The sequence below is a fragment of the Pseudomonas sp. Marseille-QA0332 genome (assembly GCF_054950175.1).
Genome location: NZ_CM143106.1, coordinates 3,401,279 through 3,419,227, shown reverse-complemented (window position 1 = coordinate 3,419,227; position 17,949 = coordinate 3,401,279). Strand labels below are relative to the sequence as shown.

At 64.5% G+C, this 17,949-nt stretch carries 20 protein-coding genes; 11 read left to right on the top strand and 9 right to left on the bottom strand.

Translation table 11 applies throughout. The features are described from left to right. Positions 1 to 23: 23 nt before the first annotated feature. Positions 24 to 830 (bottom strand): tryptophan synthase subunit alpha, encoded by an 807-nt coding sequence (gene trpA, locus ACY8GK_RS15745; protein WP_462401594.1) that lies wholly within the window; start codon positions 828 to 830, stop codon positions 24 to 26. Then, positions 827 to 2,044 carry a tryptophan synthase subunit beta gene (gene trpB / locus ACY8GK_RS15740; protein ID WP_196175445.1) on the bottom strand — a complete coding sequence of 406 codons (1,218 nt, stop codon included), beginning with the start codon at positions 2,042 to 2,044 and terminating at the stop codon, positions 827 to 829. The genes trpA and trpB overlap by 4 nt, the downstream gene beginning before the upstream one ends. Positions 2,045 to 2,146: 102 nt before the next feature. Here trpB and ACY8GK_RS15735 point away from each other — a divergent pair, with 102 nt between their 5' ends. Next, a complete protein-coding gene (locus tag ACY8GK_RS15735) occupies positions 2,147 to 3,043 on the top strand; it encodes a LysR family transcriptional regulator (RefSeq protein ID WP_196175447.1) in 897 nt (298 codons plus the stop codon). Here ACY8GK_RS15735 and ACY8GK_RS15730 read toward each other — a convergent pair. Beyond that, on the bottom strand, positions 3,040 to 3,363 hold the full coding sequence (locus tag ACY8GK_RS15730; RefSeq protein WP_196175449.1) for an ElaB/YgaM/YqjD family protein: 324 nt from the start codon (positions 3,361 to 3,363) through the stop codon (positions 3,040 to 3,042). The two genes, ACY8GK_RS15735 and ACY8GK_RS15730, sit on opposite strands and share 4 nt — an antisense overlap. Before the next feature lie 166 nt (positions 3,364 to 3,529). Between ACY8GK_RS15730 and ACY8GK_RS15725 the strand changes: the two genes are divergently transcribed. Then, the gene (locus ACY8GK_RS15725) at positions 3,530 to 3,745 is read left to right on the top strand and encodes a dodecin (protein ID WP_196175451.1); all 216 of its coding nucleotides are present in this window, start codon (positions 3,530 to 3,532) and stop codon (positions 3,743 to 3,745) included. A gap of 94 nt (positions 3,746 to 3,839) precedes the next feature. Beyond that, entirely contained in the window at positions 3,840 to 4,061 is a 222-nt protein-coding gene (locus ACY8GK_RS15720; RefSeq protein WP_196175453.1) for a DUF1161 domain-containing protein, read from the top strand. An 84-nt stretch (positions 4,062 to 4,145) separates the two neighbouring features. Here ACY8GK_RS15720 and ACY8GK_RS15715 read toward each other — a convergent pair whose 3' ends face one another. After that, entirely contained in the window at positions 4,146 to 5,150 is a 1,005-nt protein-coding gene (locus tag ACY8GK_RS15715; RefSeq protein WP_462401593.1) for an LLM class flavin-dependent oxidoreductase, read from the bottom strand. A 153-nt stretch (positions 5,151 to 5,303) separates the two neighbouring features. Between ACY8GK_RS15715 and ACY8GK_RS15710 the strand changes: the two genes are divergently transcribed. After that, positions 5,304 to 5,729: an OsmC family protein gene (locus ACY8GK_RS15710; RefSeq protein ID WP_196175457.1), complete on the top strand. Its 426-nt coding sequence runs from the start codon at positions 5,304 to 5,306 to the stop codon at positions 5,727 to 5,729. A gap of 72 nt (positions 5,730 to 5,801) precedes the next feature. Further along, positions 5,802 to 6,035, top strand: coding sequence for a DUF1161 domain-containing protein (locus tag ACY8GK_RS15705; protein WP_196175459.1), 234 nt, complete (start codon positions 5,802 to 5,804; stop codon positions 6,033 to 6,035). A gap of 21 nt (positions 6,036 to 6,056) precedes the next feature. On the opposite strand, the gene ACY8GK_RS15700 is transcribed toward ACY8GK_RS15705, so the two are convergent. Then, entirely contained in the window at positions 6,057 to 6,470 is a 414-nt protein-coding gene (locus tag ACY8GK_RS15700; RefSeq protein ID WP_196175461.1) for a PA0061/PA0062 family lipoprotein, read from the bottom strand. Positions 6,471 to 6,521: 51 nt separating this feature from the next. Further along, on the bottom strand, positions 6,522 to 6,935 hold the full coding sequence (locus tag ACY8GK_RS15695; protein WP_196175463.1) for a PA0061/PA0062 family lipoprotein: 414 nt from the start codon (positions 6,933 to 6,935) through the stop codon (positions 6,522 to 6,524). Positions 6,936 to 7,014: 79 nt separating this feature from the next. Between ACY8GK_RS15695 and ACY8GK_RS15690 the strand changes: the two genes are divergently transcribed. Continuing rightward, positions 7,015 to 8,085 (top strand): aminopeptidase, encoded by a 1,071-nt coding sequence (locus ACY8GK_RS15690; protein ID WP_196175600.1) that lies wholly within the window; start codon positions 7,015 to 7,017, stop codon positions 8,083 to 8,085. A 69-nt stretch (positions 8,086 to 8,154) separates the two neighbouring features. On the opposite strand, the gene ACY8GK_RS15685 is transcribed toward ACY8GK_RS15690, so the two are convergent. Together ACY8GK_RS15685 and ACY8GK_RS15680 are read right to left on the bottom strand one after the other, a co-directional pair. After that, positions 8,155 to 8,805, bottom strand: a complete 651-nt coding sequence (locus ACY8GK_RS15685) for an HAD family hydrolase (RefSeq protein ID WP_196175465.1) — start codon at positions 8,803 to 8,805, stop codon at positions 8,155 to 8,157. A gap of 23 nt (positions 8,806 to 8,828) precedes the next feature. Next, positions 8,829 to 9,374: a gamma carbonic anhydrase family protein gene (locus ACY8GK_RS15680; RefSeq protein ID WP_196175467.1), complete on the bottom strand. Its 546-nt coding sequence runs from the start codon at positions 9,372 to 9,374 to the stop codon at positions 8,829 to 8,831. A 101-nt stretch (positions 9,375 to 9,475) separates the two neighbouring features. Here ACY8GK_RS15680 and prlC point away from each other — a divergent pair, with 101 nt between their 5' ends. From prlC to ACY8GK_RS15655, 5 genes are all read left to right on the top strand, one after another. After that, positions 9,476 to 11,527 carry an oligopeptidase A gene (gene prlC / locus ACY8GK_RS15675; protein ID WP_196175469.1) on the top strand — a complete coding sequence of 684 codons (2,052 nt, stop codon included), beginning with the start codon at positions 9,476 to 9,478 and terminating at the stop codon, positions 11,525 to 11,527. Then, on the top strand, positions 11,524 to 11,802 hold the full coding sequence (locus ACY8GK_RS15670; protein WP_462401592.1) for a YheV family putative zinc ribbon protein: 279 nt from the start codon (positions 11,524 to 11,526) through the stop codon (positions 11,800 to 11,802). The genes prlC and ACY8GK_RS15670 overlap by 4 nt, the downstream gene beginning before the upstream one ends. 129 nt (positions 11,803 to 11,931) lie before the next feature. Further along, positions 11,932 to 13,941 carry a M3 family metallopeptidase gene (locus ACY8GK_RS15665; RefSeq protein ID WP_462401591.1) on the top strand — a complete coding sequence of 670 codons (2,010 nt, stop codon included), beginning with the start codon at positions 11,932 to 11,934 and terminating at the stop codon, positions 13,939 to 13,941. Between the two features lie 470 nt (positions 13,942 to 14,411). Then, positions 14,412 to 15,131 (top strand): carbonic anhydrase, encoded by a 720-nt coding sequence (locus tag ACY8GK_RS15660; protein ID WP_196175473.1) that lies wholly within the window; start codon positions 14,412 to 14,414, stop codon positions 15,129 to 15,131. A gap of 173 nt (positions 15,132 to 15,304) precedes the next feature. Continuing rightward, a complete protein-coding gene (locus tag ACY8GK_RS15655) occupies positions 15,305 to 16,834 on the top strand; it encodes a SulP family inorganic anion transporter (protein WP_196175475.1) in 1,530 nt (509 codons plus the stop codon). Here the strand turns inward: ACY8GK_RS15655 and ACY8GK_RS15650 are convergent, their stop codons facing one another. Continuing rightward, positions 16,835 to 17,920: a hypothetical protein gene (locus tag ACY8GK_RS15650; RefSeq protein WP_196175477.1), complete on the bottom strand. Its 1,086-nt coding sequence runs from the start codon at positions 17,918 to 17,920 to the stop codon at positions 16,835 to 16,837. Positions 17,921 to 17,949: the final 29 nt, after the last annotated feature.

The window sequence follows — 17,949 nt, the reverse complement described above, 5'->3', positions numbered from 1 at the left end:
GGGCCGCGCCAGCAGGTTCCTGCTCAACGGGCGCTGCGTACCCCTTGGGCCAGCGCCGAACACAGCGTCAGCACATCGCTCACCGCCTGCTCGGCGGTCTTGGCCTGGGCGATCTTGTCGATCAGCGCCGAACCCACCACCACACCATCGGCCAGTCGGGCGATGGTCGCGGCCTGCTCGGGGGTGCGGATGCCGAAGCCTACACTGACCGGCAGGTCGGTATGCCGGCGCAGCCGGGCGATCGCTTCGCCGACATGCTCGGTGGTCGCCGAGCCCGCGCCGGTCACGCCCGCCACCGAAACGTAGTAGACGAAGCCGGAGCTGCGTTCGAGCACGCGCGGCAGGCGCGCGTCGTCGGTGGTCGGAGTGGTCAGGCGGATGAAGTCGATGCCGGCGGCATGGGCCGGGTCGGCTAGTTCGGCATCATGCTCCGGTGGCAGATCGACGATGATCAGGCCATCGACGCCCGCTTCACGCGCCTGGGCGATGAAGCGTTCGACGCCAAAACGGTGGATCGGGTTGTAGTAACCCATCAGCACGATCGGCGTGGTCTGGTCGCCGACCCGGAATTCGCGGACCATCTGCAAGGTCCTGGCCAGCGTCTGGCCCGCCTCCAGGGCGCGCAGGGTCGCCAGCTGGATGGCCACGCCATCGGCCATTGGATCGGTGAACGGCATGCCCAGCTCGATCACGTCGGCACCAGCCTGGGGCAGGCCCTTGAGGATCTCCAGCGAAGCCTCGTAGCCAGGGTCGCCGGCGGTGATGAAGGTGACCAGCGCGGCGCGGCCTTCGGCCTTGAGGTCGTGGAAGCGTTGTTCGAGGCGGCTCATGCCTGTTTCTCCTGGGCGGCCATGTGATTCATCACGGTCTGCATGTCCTTGTCGCCACGACCGGACAGGCACACCACCATCAGGTGGTCGCTGGGCAGCGAGGGCGCGCGACGCATGGCTTCGGCCAGCGCATGCGAGCTTTCCAGCGCTGGAATGATGCCTTCCAGGCGGCAGGTGGCATGGAAGGCGTCCAGCGCCTGGTCATCGGTGATGCTGACGTATTCGACACGTTTCACTTCGTGCAGGTGGGCATGCTCCGGGCCGATGCCGGGATAGTCCAGGCCGGCCGAAATCGAGTGGGCATCGGTGATCTGGCCATCCTCGTCCTGCAGCAGGTAGGTGCGATTACCGTGCAGGACACCCGGCACACCACCGTTGAGGCTGGCGGCATGCTTGTCGGTATCCACGCCGTGGCCACCGGCCTCGACACCGATGATCTGCACGCTCGGCTCATCGAGAAACTCGTGGAACAGACCCATGGCATTGGAGCCGCCACCGACGCAGGCGACCAGGCTGTCGGGCAGGCGACCTTCCTTCTCTTGCAACTGGGACCGGGTTTCCTTGCCGATGATCGACTGGAAATCACGCACCATCGCCGGATAGGGGTGCGGGCCGGCCACGGTGCCGATCAGGTAGAAAGTGTCCTCGACGTTGGTGACCCAGTCGCGCAAGGCCTCGTTCATCGCATCCTTGAGCGTGCCGGTACCAGCGGTGACCGGGACGATCTCGGCGCCCAGCAGCTTCATGCGAAAGACGTTGGCCTGCTGGCGCTCGATGTCGGTGGCCCCCATGTAGATGACGCAGGGCAGGCCGAACCGCGCGGCGACCGTGGCGGTGGCCACGCCGTGCATGCCGGCGCCGGTCTCGGCGATCAGGCGCTTCTTGCCCATGCGCCGGGCCAGCAGCACCTGCCCGATGCAGTTGTTCACCTTGTGCGCGCCGGTATGGTTGAGTTCTTCGCGCTTGAAGAAGATCTTCGCGCCGCCGCAGTGCTCGGTCAGGCGTTCGGCGAAATACAGCGGGTTGGGCCGACCGATGTAGTCGCGCTGGAAGTAGGCCAGCTCCTCGAGGAACTTCGGGTCCGCCTTGGCGGCTTCGTACTCGCGAGCCAGGTCCAGCACCAATGGCATCAGGGTCTCTGCCACGTAGCGGCCACCGAACGAGCCGAACAGGCCATTGGCATCGGGGCCGGCGCGGAAGTTGGTCTGGGTCATGGTGTTCTCCAGGGAGGATCGGGATGGGCTTCACTCTACCCAGCGCAGGCTTGGCTGAAAACCGATAAGATTGCACCCTCCTGTCAGGAAAACTCACACGATATGTCTCGAGAACTTCCACCGTTGAATGCTCTGAAGGCGTTCGAGGCAACCGCCAGGCTCGGTAGCGTGAGCCGCGCCGCGCAGTCGCTGCATGTCACCCATGGGGCGATAAGCCGTCAGCTCAAGGTACTTGAGGAACATCTTGGCGTGGCCCTCCTCGCCAAGGATGGGCGCGGCCTCAAACTCACGGCTGCCGGCAGCCAGCTTCACGAGGCCAGTCACGAAGCGTTCGGCCGCCTGCGCGACACCTGTGCGGCCCTGATGCGAGGGGCCAGCGATGCGCCTTTCGTGCTGGGCTGCCCTGGCAGCCTGCTGGCGCGCTGGTTCATTCCGCGCCTGGGGCGGCTCAATGCCGAGCTGCCCGAGCTGCGCCTGCACCTGTCGGCAGGTGAAGGCGACCTTGATCCACGCCGGCCAGGGCTGGACGCCCTGTTGGTGTTCGCCGAACCACCATGGCCTGCGGACATGCAAGTGCATGTGCTGGTGCGCGAATGCATCGGCCCGGTGCTCAGCCCGCACTTCGAAGGCGTCGAACGCCTGCGCGGCGCACCGGTCCAGGCCCTGCTCCACGAGCCCCTGTTGCAGACCAGCTCGCGTCCGCAGGCCTGGCCGACCTGGGCCCGCCAACAGGGCTTGGACCCGGCCGACCTCGAGCTCGGCCAGGATTTCGAGCACCTGTACTATCTGCTGGAAGCGGCCTTGACCGGCCTGGGCGTGGCAATCGCGCCGCAGCCGCTGGTAGCGGACGATTTGCGTGCGGGCAGGCTGCTGGCCCCTTGGGGCTTCACCGCGACCAGGGCGGTGCTTGCCCTCTGGGTGCCGCGCTACGCCAGCGACGGCCGAGCCGAGCGGCTGGCCTTGTGGTTGCGTACCGAACTGGAGCGGCAGGTCGACTAGTTGCGCTTGCAGAGCAGCCAGGCCGCCAGCAGGCCGACGGCGCCTACCGCCACGCCGGCGGTGGTCCAGGGATGCTCCTGGGCATAGTCACGGGTAGCGACACCGGTCTTGCGGGTGCGGGTCTTGACCTCTTCGTAGGCATCGCTGATCAGGTTGCGCGAGTGCTTGAGCGCGGTCTCGGCGTTCGAGCGGATGGCCTTGAGACTCTTGGTCGACTCTTCGGAGGCGTCGCTCTTGAGGTTCTCCAGAGTCTTGAGCAGGCTCTCGATCTCCGCTTCCATGCTTTCCAGCGAGGCCTTGCGCAGCGAGTTGTTGGCCATGAGGTGTCTCCTTCGAAGTGGGATGGGCTGTTACTGGAAAATGCGACTGCCTCGCTGGCCGAAAGTGCAATCGAACTTTCCGCTTCGAGGGAGGCTCGCAGCTAGACAAGGCCCGCCCGTCAGGCCGGGATTGGCCACTGTCCAATACCTCCCAAGGAGAGCATTCATGTCGGATCACCACACCTACAAGCTGGTCGAACTGGTCGGTTCGTCGACCACCAGCATCGAAGACGCCATCCACAATGCGCTGGCTGAAGCGAGCAAGTCCATCGAGCATCTGGAATGGTTCGAAGTGGCGGAAACCCGTGGCCATATCCAGGACGGCAAGGTGGCGCACTTCCAGGTGACCTTGAAGGTCGGCTTCCGCATCAACGCCAGCTGAGGAGCACCCAGCGGCGTGGCGCCTGGCCGCTGCAACGACGATCCAGGGACGTCCGGATGGCGCCCTGGCCCTGATCTGGAAAAGGAGTACGAGCATGAAGAAGCTGGTTGTGGCAATGAGTCTCATGGCCATGGCAGGTACCGCGCTGGCGGCAGGCAAGCCGTGCGAGGAACTGAAGGCGGAAATCGATGCCAAGCTGCGTGACAAGGGCGTACAGGGATATGTGCTGGAGATCGTCGACAAGGGCGCCGGTGGCGGCAAGGTCATCGGCAGCTGCGAAGGCGGTACCAAGGACATCGTCTATCGCCGCGACTGAGGGCATTGAGCGCCGTCCAGGCTGCCGCAGCCGCCTCGGGCACGCAGGGCCTGCCCTGCCTGTCCCGAGGCGGCTTCGAAGTGCTCAGTCGCCCTTCAATGCCTGCGCCAGCAGCTCATAGGAACGTACCCTGTCGGCATGTTCGTAGAGGTCGCAGGTAAAGATCAGCTCATCGGCGCCAGTCTGTTGCAGCAGTACATCCACCTTGGCGCGTACCTTCGCCGGGCTGCCGATCATGGCCAGGCCCAGGAAGCTGCCTACCGCGTCGCGCTCATGAGGCAGCCACAGGCCATCCATGCTTTCGACTGGGGGCTGCTGCATCAGGCTCTGGCCGCGAATCAAGGCCAGGATACGCCGGTATACCGACGTGGCCAGGTACTCGGCGCGCTCGTCGGTGTCAGCCACGACCATCGGTACTCCCAGCATGACGTAGGGCTTGCCGAGGACGTCCGATGGCTGGAAATGATCGCGATAGATGCGGATCGCCTCGTGCATGTAGCGCGGCGCGAAGTGCGAGGCGAAGGCATATGGCAACCCGCGCATGCCTGCCAGCTGGGCGCTGAACAGGCTCGAACCAAGCAGCCAGAGGGGAACCTCGGTGCCATGGCCTGGCACGGCGATGACCCGTTGTTGCGGTGTACGCGGGCCGAGATAGCGCGCCAGCTCCTCGACATCGTCGGGGAAGTCGTCGGCGCTGCCGGAGCGCTCCCGGCGCAAGGCATGAGCAGTCATCTGATCGGAGCCCGGGGCGCGACCCAGGCCAAGGTCTATGCGCCCTGGATAAAGGCAGGCCAGGGTGCCGAACTGCTCGGCGATCACCAATGGCGCATGGTTGGGCAGCATCACGCCGCCTGCGCCGACCCGGATCGTCGAGGTGCCGTTGGCCAGGTAGCCCAGCAGCACGGCAGTGGCGGAGCTGGCGATGCCATCCATGTTGTGGTGCTCGGCGATCCAGAAGCGCTCGTAGCCGAAGCGCTCCACGTTCCGGGCCAGGTCCAGGGAGTTGTGCAGGGCCTGGGCTGTCCCCAGGTCGGCACGCACTGGCACCAGGTCCAGGGTTGAAATCTTCAGATCACGCAAGTGCTTCATTGGAATCTCCACAAGGGTCTTGGGCGACGAGGCCTTTGCAACGTTGTATGGGCATATCCTTGAGAGTCAATGCGTCGCCAATGATTGCGCTGAACTTGCCGAACGGACTGTTTTCTCAATCCCTAGGCACATAACGCATGTCCAGGAGGCATCATGAAAAAGACCGCATCGGCAATCTGGGAAGGTGATCTCAAGCAGGGCAAGGGCCGTGTGTCCACCGAAAGTGGCGCGCTCAAGGAGCAGCCCTACGGTTTCAATACGCGTTTCGAAGGCGCTCCGGGCACCAACCCGGAAGAGCTGATCGGCGCCGCGCATGCCGGCTGCTTCTCCATGGCGCTGTCGATGATGCTGGGCGAGAGTGGCCTGACCGCCGAGCGCATCGATACGATCGCCGAAGTGACCCTGGACAAGAAGCCGGATGGCTTTGCCATCACTGCCGTGCATCTCAAGCTGCAGGCCAAGGTACCTGGTACCAGCGAAGAGCAGTTCAGGCAGATTGCCGAGAAAGCCAAGGCCGGCTGTCCTGTCTCCAAGGTGCTCAATGCCCAGATCACCCTGGATGCCAAGCTGGTGTCCTGAGGTCACGCAACGGGAACGGCTCGTGCTGGTCAAACGCTCATCCGAGGTCGTCAAATTGCCAGGAGCCGTTCCATGATCCGTCCCGCCTTCATCGCCGTGCTCTCGCTGCTGGCAACGGCCAGCATGGCTGCCCCCAAGCCGTGCGAGGAGCTCAAGGCCGAGATCGAAGCGAAGATCCAGGCCAGTGGGGTCAGTGTCTATACCCTGGAAATCGTGCCCAACAGCGAGGTGCATGACCAGAACATGGTGGTAGGCAGCTGTGAAGGCGGCACGAAGAAGATCATCTACCAGAACAACGACCGTTGAAGGTCGGCAGCCTGGGTCACTTCAGGGAATGCAGAAGGTTTCGCTGGGTTCGTCGACCAGCACCTTGCGTTGCCCGTCGTACAGCGACAGGGTTGGCTGCATGACCGGAGCACGGGCTTCGAGGCGATAGCGCTGGCCGGCCTGGAACTGGTCGTAGCGCACCGTCAGGTAGCAGGTGCGGTCGACAGGATCGGTGGCGAAGCCGCCGGCATACACCTCGTAATCGAAGCGAACCACCAGCTCATGACGGCCTGGGGGGACCTGGAAGAAGCGGCCGTCCGGCAGGCGCTGGCCATCGAGGCGGTCGGCCATGAGCAGACGGCCTGGGATGATGGTATGAAGTTCGACCCAGGCCTTGCCGGGGTCGGCCGGTGGCAGCGGACTGGCGCAGGCGCCCAGCATGGCGAGGCCGATCAGCGTGATGAGCTGGCGCATATCCTGTCCTGTGGCGGGTCATGCCCAACAGTATAGCCCGCCAGGGCCGGCTCAGGTGCTCTGGCAACCGGCTGGCTGCCCTTCGCTGACCAGCTTGTGCCGCTCGTCGAACAGCTTGATCCATGGCCGAAAGCCGATGTTGCCCGCCTGCAGGCGATACCGCTGGCCGGCATCGAACTGCTTGAATGTGACGTTGAGCTGGCAATCGCGCCAGAGCGGATCCTCGACCGGGCCGATGTTGCTCGGCGTCACGGCGAATTGGTACCTGACGGTCAGCTCATGGCTGCCGGGCGGAACTTCGAAATAGCGCCGGTCGGCCCAGTCACGTGTGTCGACCTGCACGGCATGCAAGGCAGTGTCCTGCCCAGGCGCGAGATCGATCCAGGCCTGGCTGGGGTCTGGATCCGGCAGGCTGGAGCAGCCGGCAAGCAGCACGAGCGTGCCGATAGCAAAGCGTATACGCATGGCGAAACTTCCCCTTGGCAAGTAGTCTTGGCGGCACCGGTTGTTGAGCGAAATGAGTAGTCCGATGCCCCGACCTGTTCTGTTGCGCTCAAGCCATGGGGCACTCGACCGCATTGGCCGGGTTTTTGTTCCCCTGTTGGCGATCCTTTTGCTCAACGGTTGCGCTACCGCGACCTACTATGGACAGCTGGCCCGCGGCCAGTGGCAATTGCTGCAGGCTCGCGAGCCAATAGACGCCCTGCTGGACGACCCGGCTACCGCACCACGCTTGCGCCAGCAGCTGATCCAGGCCGGGCAGGCCCGGGCATTCGCCAGCGAACGGCTGAAACTGCCGGACAACCGCAGCTACCGGGTGTATGCCGACCTGGGCCGGCCTTTCGTGGTGTGGAACCTCTTCGCGACCCCCGAACTCTCCCTGCAACCTGTGACCCATTGCTTTCCCATTGCCGGCTGCGTGGCCTACCGGGGGTACTACGAGCAGGGCGCCGCACGTGGCGCGGCCGCCTTGATGCGCCAGCAAGGACTGGATGTGTACGTGGCTGGCATCGAAGCCTATTCCACCCTCGGCTGGTTCGACGACCCCCTTCTTTCGACGATGCTCAACTGGGGCGAGGAGCGCCTGGCTGCGCTGATCTTCCACGAACTGGCGCACCAGCGCTTCTACGTCAAGGGCGATACCGAATTCAACGAATCCTACGCCACCTTCGTCGAGCGCGAGGGCAGCCGCCAATGGCGAGCGGCTCGCGGGAAACGCCAGGCGCCCGATGCTGGCGCGCGCCAGCGCGAGCAGTTCACCCAGCTGGTGCTGGCGACGCGTGGACGATTGCAGGCGATCTATGCCGGCCCGCTCGATGAAGCGGCCAAGCGCCAGGCCAAGCAGGCCGAGTTCGAACGGCTGCGTCGTGACTACCGGCGCTTGCGCGACGAACGGTGGGGTGGCATCGGGCGCTATGACAGCTGGATCGAAGGGCCCCTGAACAATGCCAAGCTACTGCCGTTCGGGCTGTATGACCGCTGGGTGCCGGCGTTCGCCAGGCTGTTCGAACAGGTGGGCGGGAACTGGATGCGCTTTCACCAGGAGGTCGTGGCGCTGGGAAGATTGCCATCAGCGCAGCGCCAGGCGGCCTTGCACAAGCTTGAGTCGAGGTGACCCCCGTGGCGTCGAGGTCTCGAGCCTGGCTGCTCCAGCGCCGGCAGACACTCGAGCGCCGGCCTTGCGTCACGCTTGCATGAACGCCTCATGCAACTGCGCCAGGGTCTGGAAATGGAACGCCGGCTGCTCGGCGAGCAGCTCCTCGCGACTGCCGAACCCATAGCCGACCGCCACGGCCTGCAGGCCATTGCGGTGCGCACCGATCAGGTCGTGCTTGCGGTCACCGATCATCAGGGTTTGCGCCGGATCCAGCCCTTCCTGCTCGAGCAGGTGGCGGATCAGCTCGACCTTGTTGGTGCGGGTGCCGTCGAGCTCGCTGCCGTAGATCACCTTGAAATGCTGATCGAAGGCGAAGTGCCGGGCGATCTCACGAGCGAACTCCCATGGCTTGGACGTAGCCACGTACAGGGTACGGCCTTGCTCGCCCAGGGCGCCGAGCAGCTGCGGTACGCCTTCGAACACCTGGTTTTCGTACAGGCCAGTGACCCGGAATCGCTCGCGATAGAAGTTGACGGCCTCCCAGGCCCTGGCTTCGTCGAAATCGTAGAACTGCATGAAGGCCTGCAGCAGGGGTGGCCCGATGAAGTGTTCGAGGCGCGTCAGGTCGGGTTCGTCGATGCCCAGCCTGGCCAGGGCATGCTGGATCGAGCGGGTGATACCCAGGCGCGGATCGGTGAGCGTGCCGTCGAGGTCGAACAGGATATTCTGATGATGCATGGGGCTTCCCGAGGTCGGATGAATCAGATGCGATCGTAGCCTTCGGCCAGATGCTGGTCCTTGAGCTTGACGTAGTTGGCAGCGCTATAGGAAAAGAAGGCGCGCTCCTGGTCGGTCAGCGGCCGTGACTGGCGCACCGGACTGCCTACGTACAGGAACCCGCCTTGCAGGCGCTTGCCCGGCGGCACCAGGCTGCCGGCGCCGATGATCACTTCGTCCTCGACCACCGCGCCGTCCATGATCGTGCTGCCCATGCCGACCAGGATGCGGTTGCCCAAGCTGCAGCCGTGCAGCATGACCTTGTGACCGATGGTCACCTCGTCGCCGATCGACAGCGCGAAGCCCTGTGGATTGAACGGGCCGGCATGGGTGATGTGCAGCACGCTGCCATCCTGGACGCTGGTACGCGCGCCGATGCGGATGCCGTGCATGTCGCCGCGAATCACGACCAGCGGCCAGACGGAGCTGTCCTCGCCGATCTCGACGTCGCCCAGCACCACTGCCGAACCGTCGACGAACGCTCGTGGTCCCAATTTCGGGGTATGCTGCTGAAAGGTCCTGATGGCCAAGATAGTGCCCCTCTTGAAGGCTGATAGTCGGGCCGCCTGCTGCGGTCCGTGCCGATTGTAATTAAGATGGTTCCGTGTTTCTCCTGCCAAGGTATCCAAACGTGAGTGCGAACAACCCGCTTCTGCAGCCCCATGATCTGCCGCCATTCTCGGCGATCCGTGCCGAGCATGTGTTGCCGGCGATCGAGCAGATCCTGGCCGACAACCGCAAGGCCATCGCCGAGATGCTCGCGACCCAGGGTGAAAACCCCACCTGGGAGGGCCTGGTACTGGTGCTGGATGAACTCAACGACCGCCTCGGCGCGGCCTGGAGCCCGGTCAGTCACCTCAATGCCGTGTGCAACAGCCCCGAGCTGCGCGAAGCCTATGAGTCCTGCCTGCCGGCGCTGAGCGCCTACTCTACCGAGCTGGGCCAGAACCGGGCACTGTTCGAAGCCTACCAGGCATTGGCCAGCAGCCCGCAGGCCGCAGGTTTCGACGCGGCGCAAAAGACCATCATCGAGCATGCGCTGCGCGATTTCCGCCTGTCGGGTATCGACCTGCCGGCTGACAAGCAGCAGCGCTACGCACAGGTACAAAGCAAGCTCAGCGAGCTGGGCAGCCGCTTCTCCAACCAGCTGCTCGATGCCACCCAGGCATGGACCAAGCATGTCACCGACGAAGCCGCGCTGGCCGGGCTGACCGAGTCGGCCAAGGCACAGATGGCCGCCGCCGCCCAGGCCAAGGGCCTGGACGGCTGGCTGATCACCCTGGAGTTCCCCAGCTACTACGCCGTGATGACCTACGCCGCCGATCGGGCGCTGCGAGAGGAGCTTTACGCCGCGTATTGCACCCGTGCTTCGGACCAGGGGCCCGATGCCGGCCAGTTCGACAACGGTCCGGTGATGCGCGAGATCCTCGACCTGCGACAGGAATTGGCCGAATTGCTTGGCTACGCCAACTTCGCCGAACTGAGCCTGGCGACCAAGATGGCCGAGTCCAGCGACCAGGTACTCGGATTCCTGCGCGACCTGGCCAGGCGCAGCAAGCCATTCGCTGAGCAGGACCTGCGAGCGCTCAGGGCCTATGCCGCCGAGCAAGGTTGCAGCGATCTGTGCAGCTGGGACGTCGGCTACTTCGGCGAGAAGCTGCGCGAGCAGCGCTACAGCGTCTCCCAGGAGACCCTGCGGGCGTACTTCCCGATCGACAAGGTGCTGTCCGGCCTGTTCGCCATCGTCCAGCGTCTGTATGGCATCCAGATCGCCGAGCTCAAGGGCTTCGATACCTGGCACCCGGACGTGCGCCTGTTCGAGATCAAGGAAAACGGCCAGCACGTCGGGCGTTTCTTCTTCGACCTCTATGCCCGCGCCAACAAGCGTGGCGGGGCCTGGATGGACGGCGCCCGTGATCGCCGCCGTACCGCCGCTGGCGAACTGCAAAGCCCGGTCGCCAACCTGGTCTGCAACTTCACCCCGGCCACGCCTGGCAAGCCGGCCTTGCTCACGCATGACGAGGTCACTACCTTGTTCCATGAGTTCGGGCACGGCCTGCACCACCTGCTGACCCGCATCGAGCACGCCGGGGTTTCCGGGATCAATGGCGTGGCCTGGGACGCGGTCGAGCTGCCGAGCCAGTTCATGGAGAACTGGTGCTGGGAGCCGGAAGGCCTGGCGCTGATCTCCGGCCATTACCAGACTGGCGAGCCGCTGCCGCAGGACCTGCTGGACAAGATGCTGGCCGCCAGGAACTTCCAGTCTGGCCTGATGATGGTGCGCCAGCTGGAGTTCTCGCTGTTCGACTTCGAGCTGCATGCTCGCCATGGCGACGGCCGCGGCGTGCTGGAGGTGCTCGAAGGGGTGCGTGACGAGGTATCGGTGATGCGTCCTCCGGCCTACAACCGCTTCCCCAACAGCTTCGCGCATATCTTCGCTGGCGGCTACGCAGCGGGCTACTACAGCTACAAGTGGGCCGAGGTTCTGTCCGCCGACGCGTTCTCCCGCTTCGAGGAGGAAGGCGTGTTCAACGCCGAAACCGGCCGTGCCTTCCGTGAGGCGATCCTGGCCCGCGGTGGCTCGCGCGAACCGATGGTGCTGTTCGTCGACTTCCGGGGACGTGAGCCGTCCATCGATGCGCTACTGCGTCATAGTGGCCTGGCCGAGGACGCGGCAGCGTGAACGAGGTGACCGTGAAAAAGACCAAGAAGCGCTTCATCGCCGGAGCGGTCTGCCCGGCCTGTAGCGAAACCGACAAGCTGATGATGTGGGACGAGGACGGCGTGCCGCACCGCGAGTGCGTGGCCTGCGGCTTTTCCGACACGCTCAACGAGCAGGGCCTGTCGATTCCCAAGGAACTCGGCACGCGTGTCAACCAGGCGGCGCCCAAGGCGCCCGCCAAGGTACAGGCCGTGCAGTTCTTCCCCAATCCGAAGCTGAAAAAGCCGACCGAGTGACCTCCCCCCTGGATGGCCGGATCCGATTCGGCCATCCTCATTCGCTCCTTGCCTGGTGGTAGTTATCCATGGCCTGGGTGGGCTGCCGGCCGGCTAGCTTGCATACCTCCGTTTCCAGGAGGACCCTCCATGATTCCCATCATCGCTCGGCTGCAAAGCACCGGTCTTCTCGACTATCCGGCCCTGAGCCTCGAACAGCTCGCGCCTGCAATGCGTCAGGCCGTGCACGAGGCCCGGCTGGCGATCACCGAACGGCTTTTGGCCCACGGCCAGGCACCCGGCTGGGACAACTTCATCATGCCGATCGAGCAGATCGATCAGCAGGTAGAGGACCTTTTCAGCGCGCTGGTGCCGCTGGCCTATGAAAGCGACCAGGGCGGCTCGGTCATCGATGCATGCCACGCGACCCTGCAAGCGTATCGACAGGACAAGGCAGCCCTCGAGCCTTTGTTCGAGGCCTATCGACGCGTCGATGCCAGCTCGCTGGATACCACGCAGCGCAAGGTGCTGACGGCCATTCTCAGTTCGTATCGGCAGTCAGGCGCCGGGCTTGCGGGCGAGCTGCGCGTGCCCTTCGAGCGCACCCAGTCAGCCATCGACGCACTGGAAAAGCAGTTCCTGCAGAACCTCGACGATGCCCGTCAGGCTTGGTCGCTGTTGATCAGCGATCCTCGCCGGCTCGCCGGCATCCCGGAGTCGGAACTCGACAGATGGGCGGCCAACGCGGCAGCTCGCAACCTCGAGGGCTGGTCGCTGGACCTGCGAGAGGCCTCGGTGACTGCCGTCCTGGAATATGCGCACGATCGTGCCTTGCGCGAGCAGGTGTACCGGGCCGCTACCACGCTGGCTTCGAGCCTTGGCGACCAGCCTGTGCTGGATAACGCCCCGGTCTTGCAGGCGCTGGTACGGCTGCGGCAGGAACGAGCCCAGCTGCGGGGTTTCGCCAATGCCGCCGAGGCGAGCCTGGAAACCAAGGTGGCCGAGTCCACCGAGCAGGTCGTCCGCTTGCTCGAGACGCTGATCGAGCACAGCCGCGCGGTGATGACGCCGATCGCCCAAGGCATCGAGGCACTGGCCAGCGAACTTGGCTACGAGCAACTGCGTCCCTGGGACCATGCCTTCCTGGCCAGACGCTTGCGCGAGCGGGACACGGGCGATCCGGAACAGCAGATGCGTGACTACTTCGCACTCGATCGTATCCTGGAAAAGCTTTTCAGATTTTGCGAGCAGCTGTTCGACCTCCAGTTCGTGAGCATCGCCGCCCATGCCTGGCATGAAGAGGTGCAGCTGCTGGAGGTTCGCCGGCAAGGCGTCACGCTGGGCCATGTCTATGTGGATCCGTATGACCGGCCAGGCAAGCTGCCTTGGCCCTATGCCTTCGCGATTCGCACGCGGCATGTCGACAGCCAGGGCAACGTCACGCTTGCCGCCGCCTGGCTGAACTGCTGCTTTGCCAGGCCCGACGCTGGCGGACCCACGCTGCTCGGGCATCTCGATCTGTGCAAGCTGTTCCATGAGTTCGGCCATTGCCTGCACCAGCTGGTCATGGGCAGTGACCACCGGCGCTTGAACAGCATCGAACGGCTGGGCACCGATGGCAGCGAACTGATTGGCAAACTGCTCGAGCAGTGGTGCTGGTCGGCGAAGACATTGCAAAGCCTTTCCGCGCACATGGCCGATGGCCGTCAGGCAGACCTGGCGCGGATCGAGCGCTGGCTTCAGGCCAGGCGCGCGCAACGCCACTGGACCCTGGCCAGGGACCTCAAGCTGGCCTGGTTCGATTTCGAGCTGCACCGCCTGCCCGCTGCCCCGCGCCAGCTGCAGCGACTGGCCAGCGCCGCCAGCCAGCGCACCTCGGTGTTTCCCGACGACCCGAGCGACCGTTTCGCCGAACGTTTCGATTACCTGGTGACCGGCTATGACGCCGGTTACTACTGCTATCTCTGGGCCGAAGTGCACGCCGTGGACATCTTCGAGCGGTTCGAGCAGGCCCAAGGGGATGCGAAGGCGCTGGGGCGGCGCCTGCTTGAGGAGATCTTCGCGCCAGGGGGCGCACGGTCCATGAGCGCATCCTTCGAGGCGTTCCAAGGTCGGCCCTTGTCCATGCGAGCCTGGTCCGAGCGTCATGCTCGCAGCTAGGCTTCGCATGAAAAGTGCCTGCGCGGCCATTTTCCGCGGCGTGCCGCGCACCTGTCGAGTCTGATTCGCCGAACTCGTGGCGGCACATGCATGAGCGGCAAGATGTGGCCGTGGCACTGGCACAGCGTTTCGACAAGGTTGCGCATCGCCTGCGCTGGACGCGTGCATGGACTTCGGCCTGGATTGCACGGTTTTCTGCTCGCTGCATAGGCAATTCCAGTTGCTGTAGCCGGGCCTGGATGGCAGCAGTTGATGTTTTTTTGCTACTATGACGCCCCTCCCCCCAGTGAAGCTGGAACGTCCGTTCTAGAGCCCGCCAATTCAGTTTGAGTTAAGTTTTCCTCGGTAGCGTAGGAAATCAGTCCGCAGCAACTGTGATTTATACCGTGTACCTGTCATCCAACAGCTGCATGGCCTGCATTTTTCACCGGTAAAATGGACTTGCCTTCACACCGTCAAGAGGATGAATCATGCCCGTCAAGGACCCATCCAAGCCCGCCCCGGCTGTTCCCGCCGAGAGCGCGGATGCTGCCCTGAAGCATATCGTCGACGGCTTCCTGCGGTTTCACACCGAAGTTTTCCCCGAACAGCAGGAGCTGTTCAAGAAACTTGCCACCGCGCAGAAGCCGCGAGCCATGTTCATCACCTGCGCCGACTCGCGCATCGTGCCTGAACTGATCACCCAGAGCTCCCCAGGCGACTTGTTCGTCACCCGCAACGTTGGCAACGTGGTACCGCCGTACGGCCAGATGAACGGTGGCGTCTCGACTGCCATCGAATACGCGGTGCTTGCCCTGGGCGTGCATCACATCATCGTCTGCGGACATTCCGATTGTGGCGCGATGCGAGCGGTGCTCAACCCGCATTCGCTGGAGAAGATGCCGACCGTCAAGGCCTGGCTGCGCCATGCCGAGGTCGCCCGGACCGTGGTCGAGGACAACTGCTCCTGTTCCAACGAGCACGAGAGCATGCAGGTACTGACCAAGGAAAACGTCATTGCCCAGCTCCAGCACCTGCGTACCCACCCTTCGGTGGCATCGCGCCTGGCGGCCGGCCAGCTGTACATCCATGGCTGGATCTACGACATCGAGACCAGCCAGATCGAAGCCTACGACGCCACCAGCGACAGCTTCGTGCCATTGACCGCAGGCGATACGATTCCCTGCGCGACGCCGAGAGGCCGCTACTAAGCGACCCGGGTATCCATCGGTGACCGGTCGCACCTGCGGTGCGGCCTGCCATCGACTGCCTTGAATCCCCTGATCGGCTTGCCGGCCTCGCTGGCGGCTGGCGCCTGCGCGTCTTTCGGGGACCTTGTGCCATCGACCACTGGAATGGTCGTGAAACTGAGAGAGGGAACAACATGGTGAACAAGACACAGATCCAAGCGGCCCTGCCGCGCGAACTGCTGGCCTCGGTGGTGGTTTTCCTGGTAGCCCTGCCACTGTGCATGGGTATCGCCATCGCTTCGGGCATGCCGCCGGCCAAGGGCCTGATCACCGGAATCATCGGTGGGATAGTGGTCGGCTTCCTGGCCGGCTCGCCGTTGCAGGTCAGTGGCCCGGCCGCTGGCCTGGCGGTACTGGTGTTCGAACTGGTGCGCCAGCATGGCGTGGCGATGCTTGGCCCCATCCTGCTGCTGGCCGGCCTGCTGCAGCTGCTGGCGGGGCGCATGCGGCTGGGCTGCTGGTTCCGGGTTACCGCGCCGGCAGTGGTCTATGGCATGTTGGCGGGGATTGGCGTGCTGATCGTGCTGTCGCAGGTGCATGTGATGTTCGATACCGCGCCACAGCCCTCCGGCGTGCAGAACCTGCTGGGGTTCCCGACCACGCTGGCGGCGGCCTTGCCGCTGGAGAGCGACGGCGCTGCCTGGCAGGCCGGCCTGCTGGGCCTTGGCACCATTGGCGTGATGTGGACCTGGGAGCGCTGGCGGCCACGACGGCTGCGCTTCGTGCCAGGTGCGCTGCTCGGCGTGATGAGCATGACCTTGATCAGCCTCTGGCTGGCATTGCCGGTGAAGCGGGTGCAGGTGCCGGCGGATCTGTCGCAAGCCATCGACTGGCTGCGCCCGGATGATCTGTTCAAGCTGGCCGATCCGAGCCTGTTGATGGCTGCCGTCGCCCTGGCCTTCATCGCCAGCGCCGAGACGCTGCTGTCGGCGGCGGCAGTGGACCGCATGCACAGTGGGCAGCGCTCGGACTTCGATCGCGAGCTGTCCGCGCAAGGCGTCGGCAACATGCTCTGCGGGATCCTCGGGGCACTGCCTATGACGGGCGTGATCGTACGCAGTTCGGCCAACGTGCAGGCCGGTGCCAGAACCCGGGCTTCGGCGATCCTCCATGGTATCTGGCTGCTGGCGTTCGTGGTCGTGCTGGGCAGCGTGCTGCAACGGATCCCGGTGGCGAGCCTGGCCGGGGTGCTGGTTTACACCGGGGTGAAGCTGGTGGACTTCAAGGCGCTGCGCGGCCTGCGACGCTATGGTCGGTCACCGGTGCTGATCTATGCCGCCACGGCCTTGGCGATCATCTTCAGCGACCTGCTGACCGGCGTGCTGCTGGGCTTCGCGCTGACCCTGCTCAAGCTGGCGCTCAAGGCCGCCCGGCTCAAGATCCATCTCGTGGACTTGCCTGAGCCCGGCCACAAGGCGTTGCGCCTGAGCGGCGCGGCCACCTTCCTGAAGGTCCCTGCCCTGACCCAGGTGCTCGAGCGGGTGCCAGCCGGCACCACCTTGCATGTGCCGCTGGCGAATCTGAGCTACATCGACCATTCCTGCCTCGAGCTGCTGGAAGACTGGGGTCGTGCCAACCAGTCGGTCGGCACCCGGCTGCTGATCGAACAGCGCGGACTCAAGCGCAGGATCGAAGGGCGGCTGCGCAGCGCTGCCGAAGTCTGATCAGTCTTCCTCGAGCACGATCATCTTCGGCGACCCCGGCCAGGTACCGGTCAGGTGGATGGTCCGAGTGCCGCCCACCCACTGGCTGAGCGGCGTATTCCATTCGCGCACCTGGATATCGTTGCTGCCGACGTTGACGAACTCGGCAGTCACCCTCAGGCGCGTGGCAGTGAGTGGAATGTCGTTGAAGTTGGCGGAGCTGCCGCCGAGGATGGTGGCGCTGCGTTCGACCCTGCCGCCCGGCGTGTCATAGGACACGTTCACCTTGGTGATGTAGGTAGTTGCCGACGTGGCCTTGCTGTCCACGTGCAATTTCAGGCTGCCGAGCTTGCCGATCCAGTTGGGGATCAACAGCTCGCTGCCGGCGAAGGAGGTGAAGCTGTAGGCCAGCGGCAGCGGTACGCCAGGAATTTCCCCGCTCTTGGCAGGCAGCGTATGGGTCTCGACGGCGGCGCTGTCGCGGGACACGATGAAACTGGCCTTGCCGCTGCCAACGATGCCCGAGTCACCTAGCAGCGTGTTGAGCCCACTGGCGGTGCCAGCCAGAGAGAACCTGGCGTCCTTCTTCTTTGCCCCGGCATTGATGCCACTGCTGGCATGGATCACGCTGGTGACGACCCCGAAACCTTCCGAGATGCCCTTGTCGGTGGCCATGCCGACGCGCTTGGCCTGTTCGTGCAGCCAGCGGTAATGCTCCTGGATCAAGGCCATGTCGCTCAGGCGCTCTTCGGAGTGGATGGCGAATTCGGAGGCGATGGAGGCTTCCCGGCCAAAGCTCCATTCGATGGTGGTGTCGGGCTTGACCTGGGCACCGCTGGCCGGGTCGGTCACCGTGCCGCCTACAGTGGCCTGGCTTTCGCGCCGGCTGACGTCTTTCGAACTGATGTTCCACTTGCGGCTCTGTTCGACCTTCACGGTCTGGACCTTGGGCAGGCTTTCCTTGACCAGGGTGAACTCGCCCGTGCTCGGGTCGACCATGCCGACCGCACCAGGCCGGATGATCGGGTTCAGGGCCCAGTTGCCCCACAGGGTGGAACGGCTGCCGCGCAGCAGGTCGGTGAAAAGGCGGTTCCAGCGAATCGTCATGAGCAGTCTTCCTGTCTGATTGAGTTGGC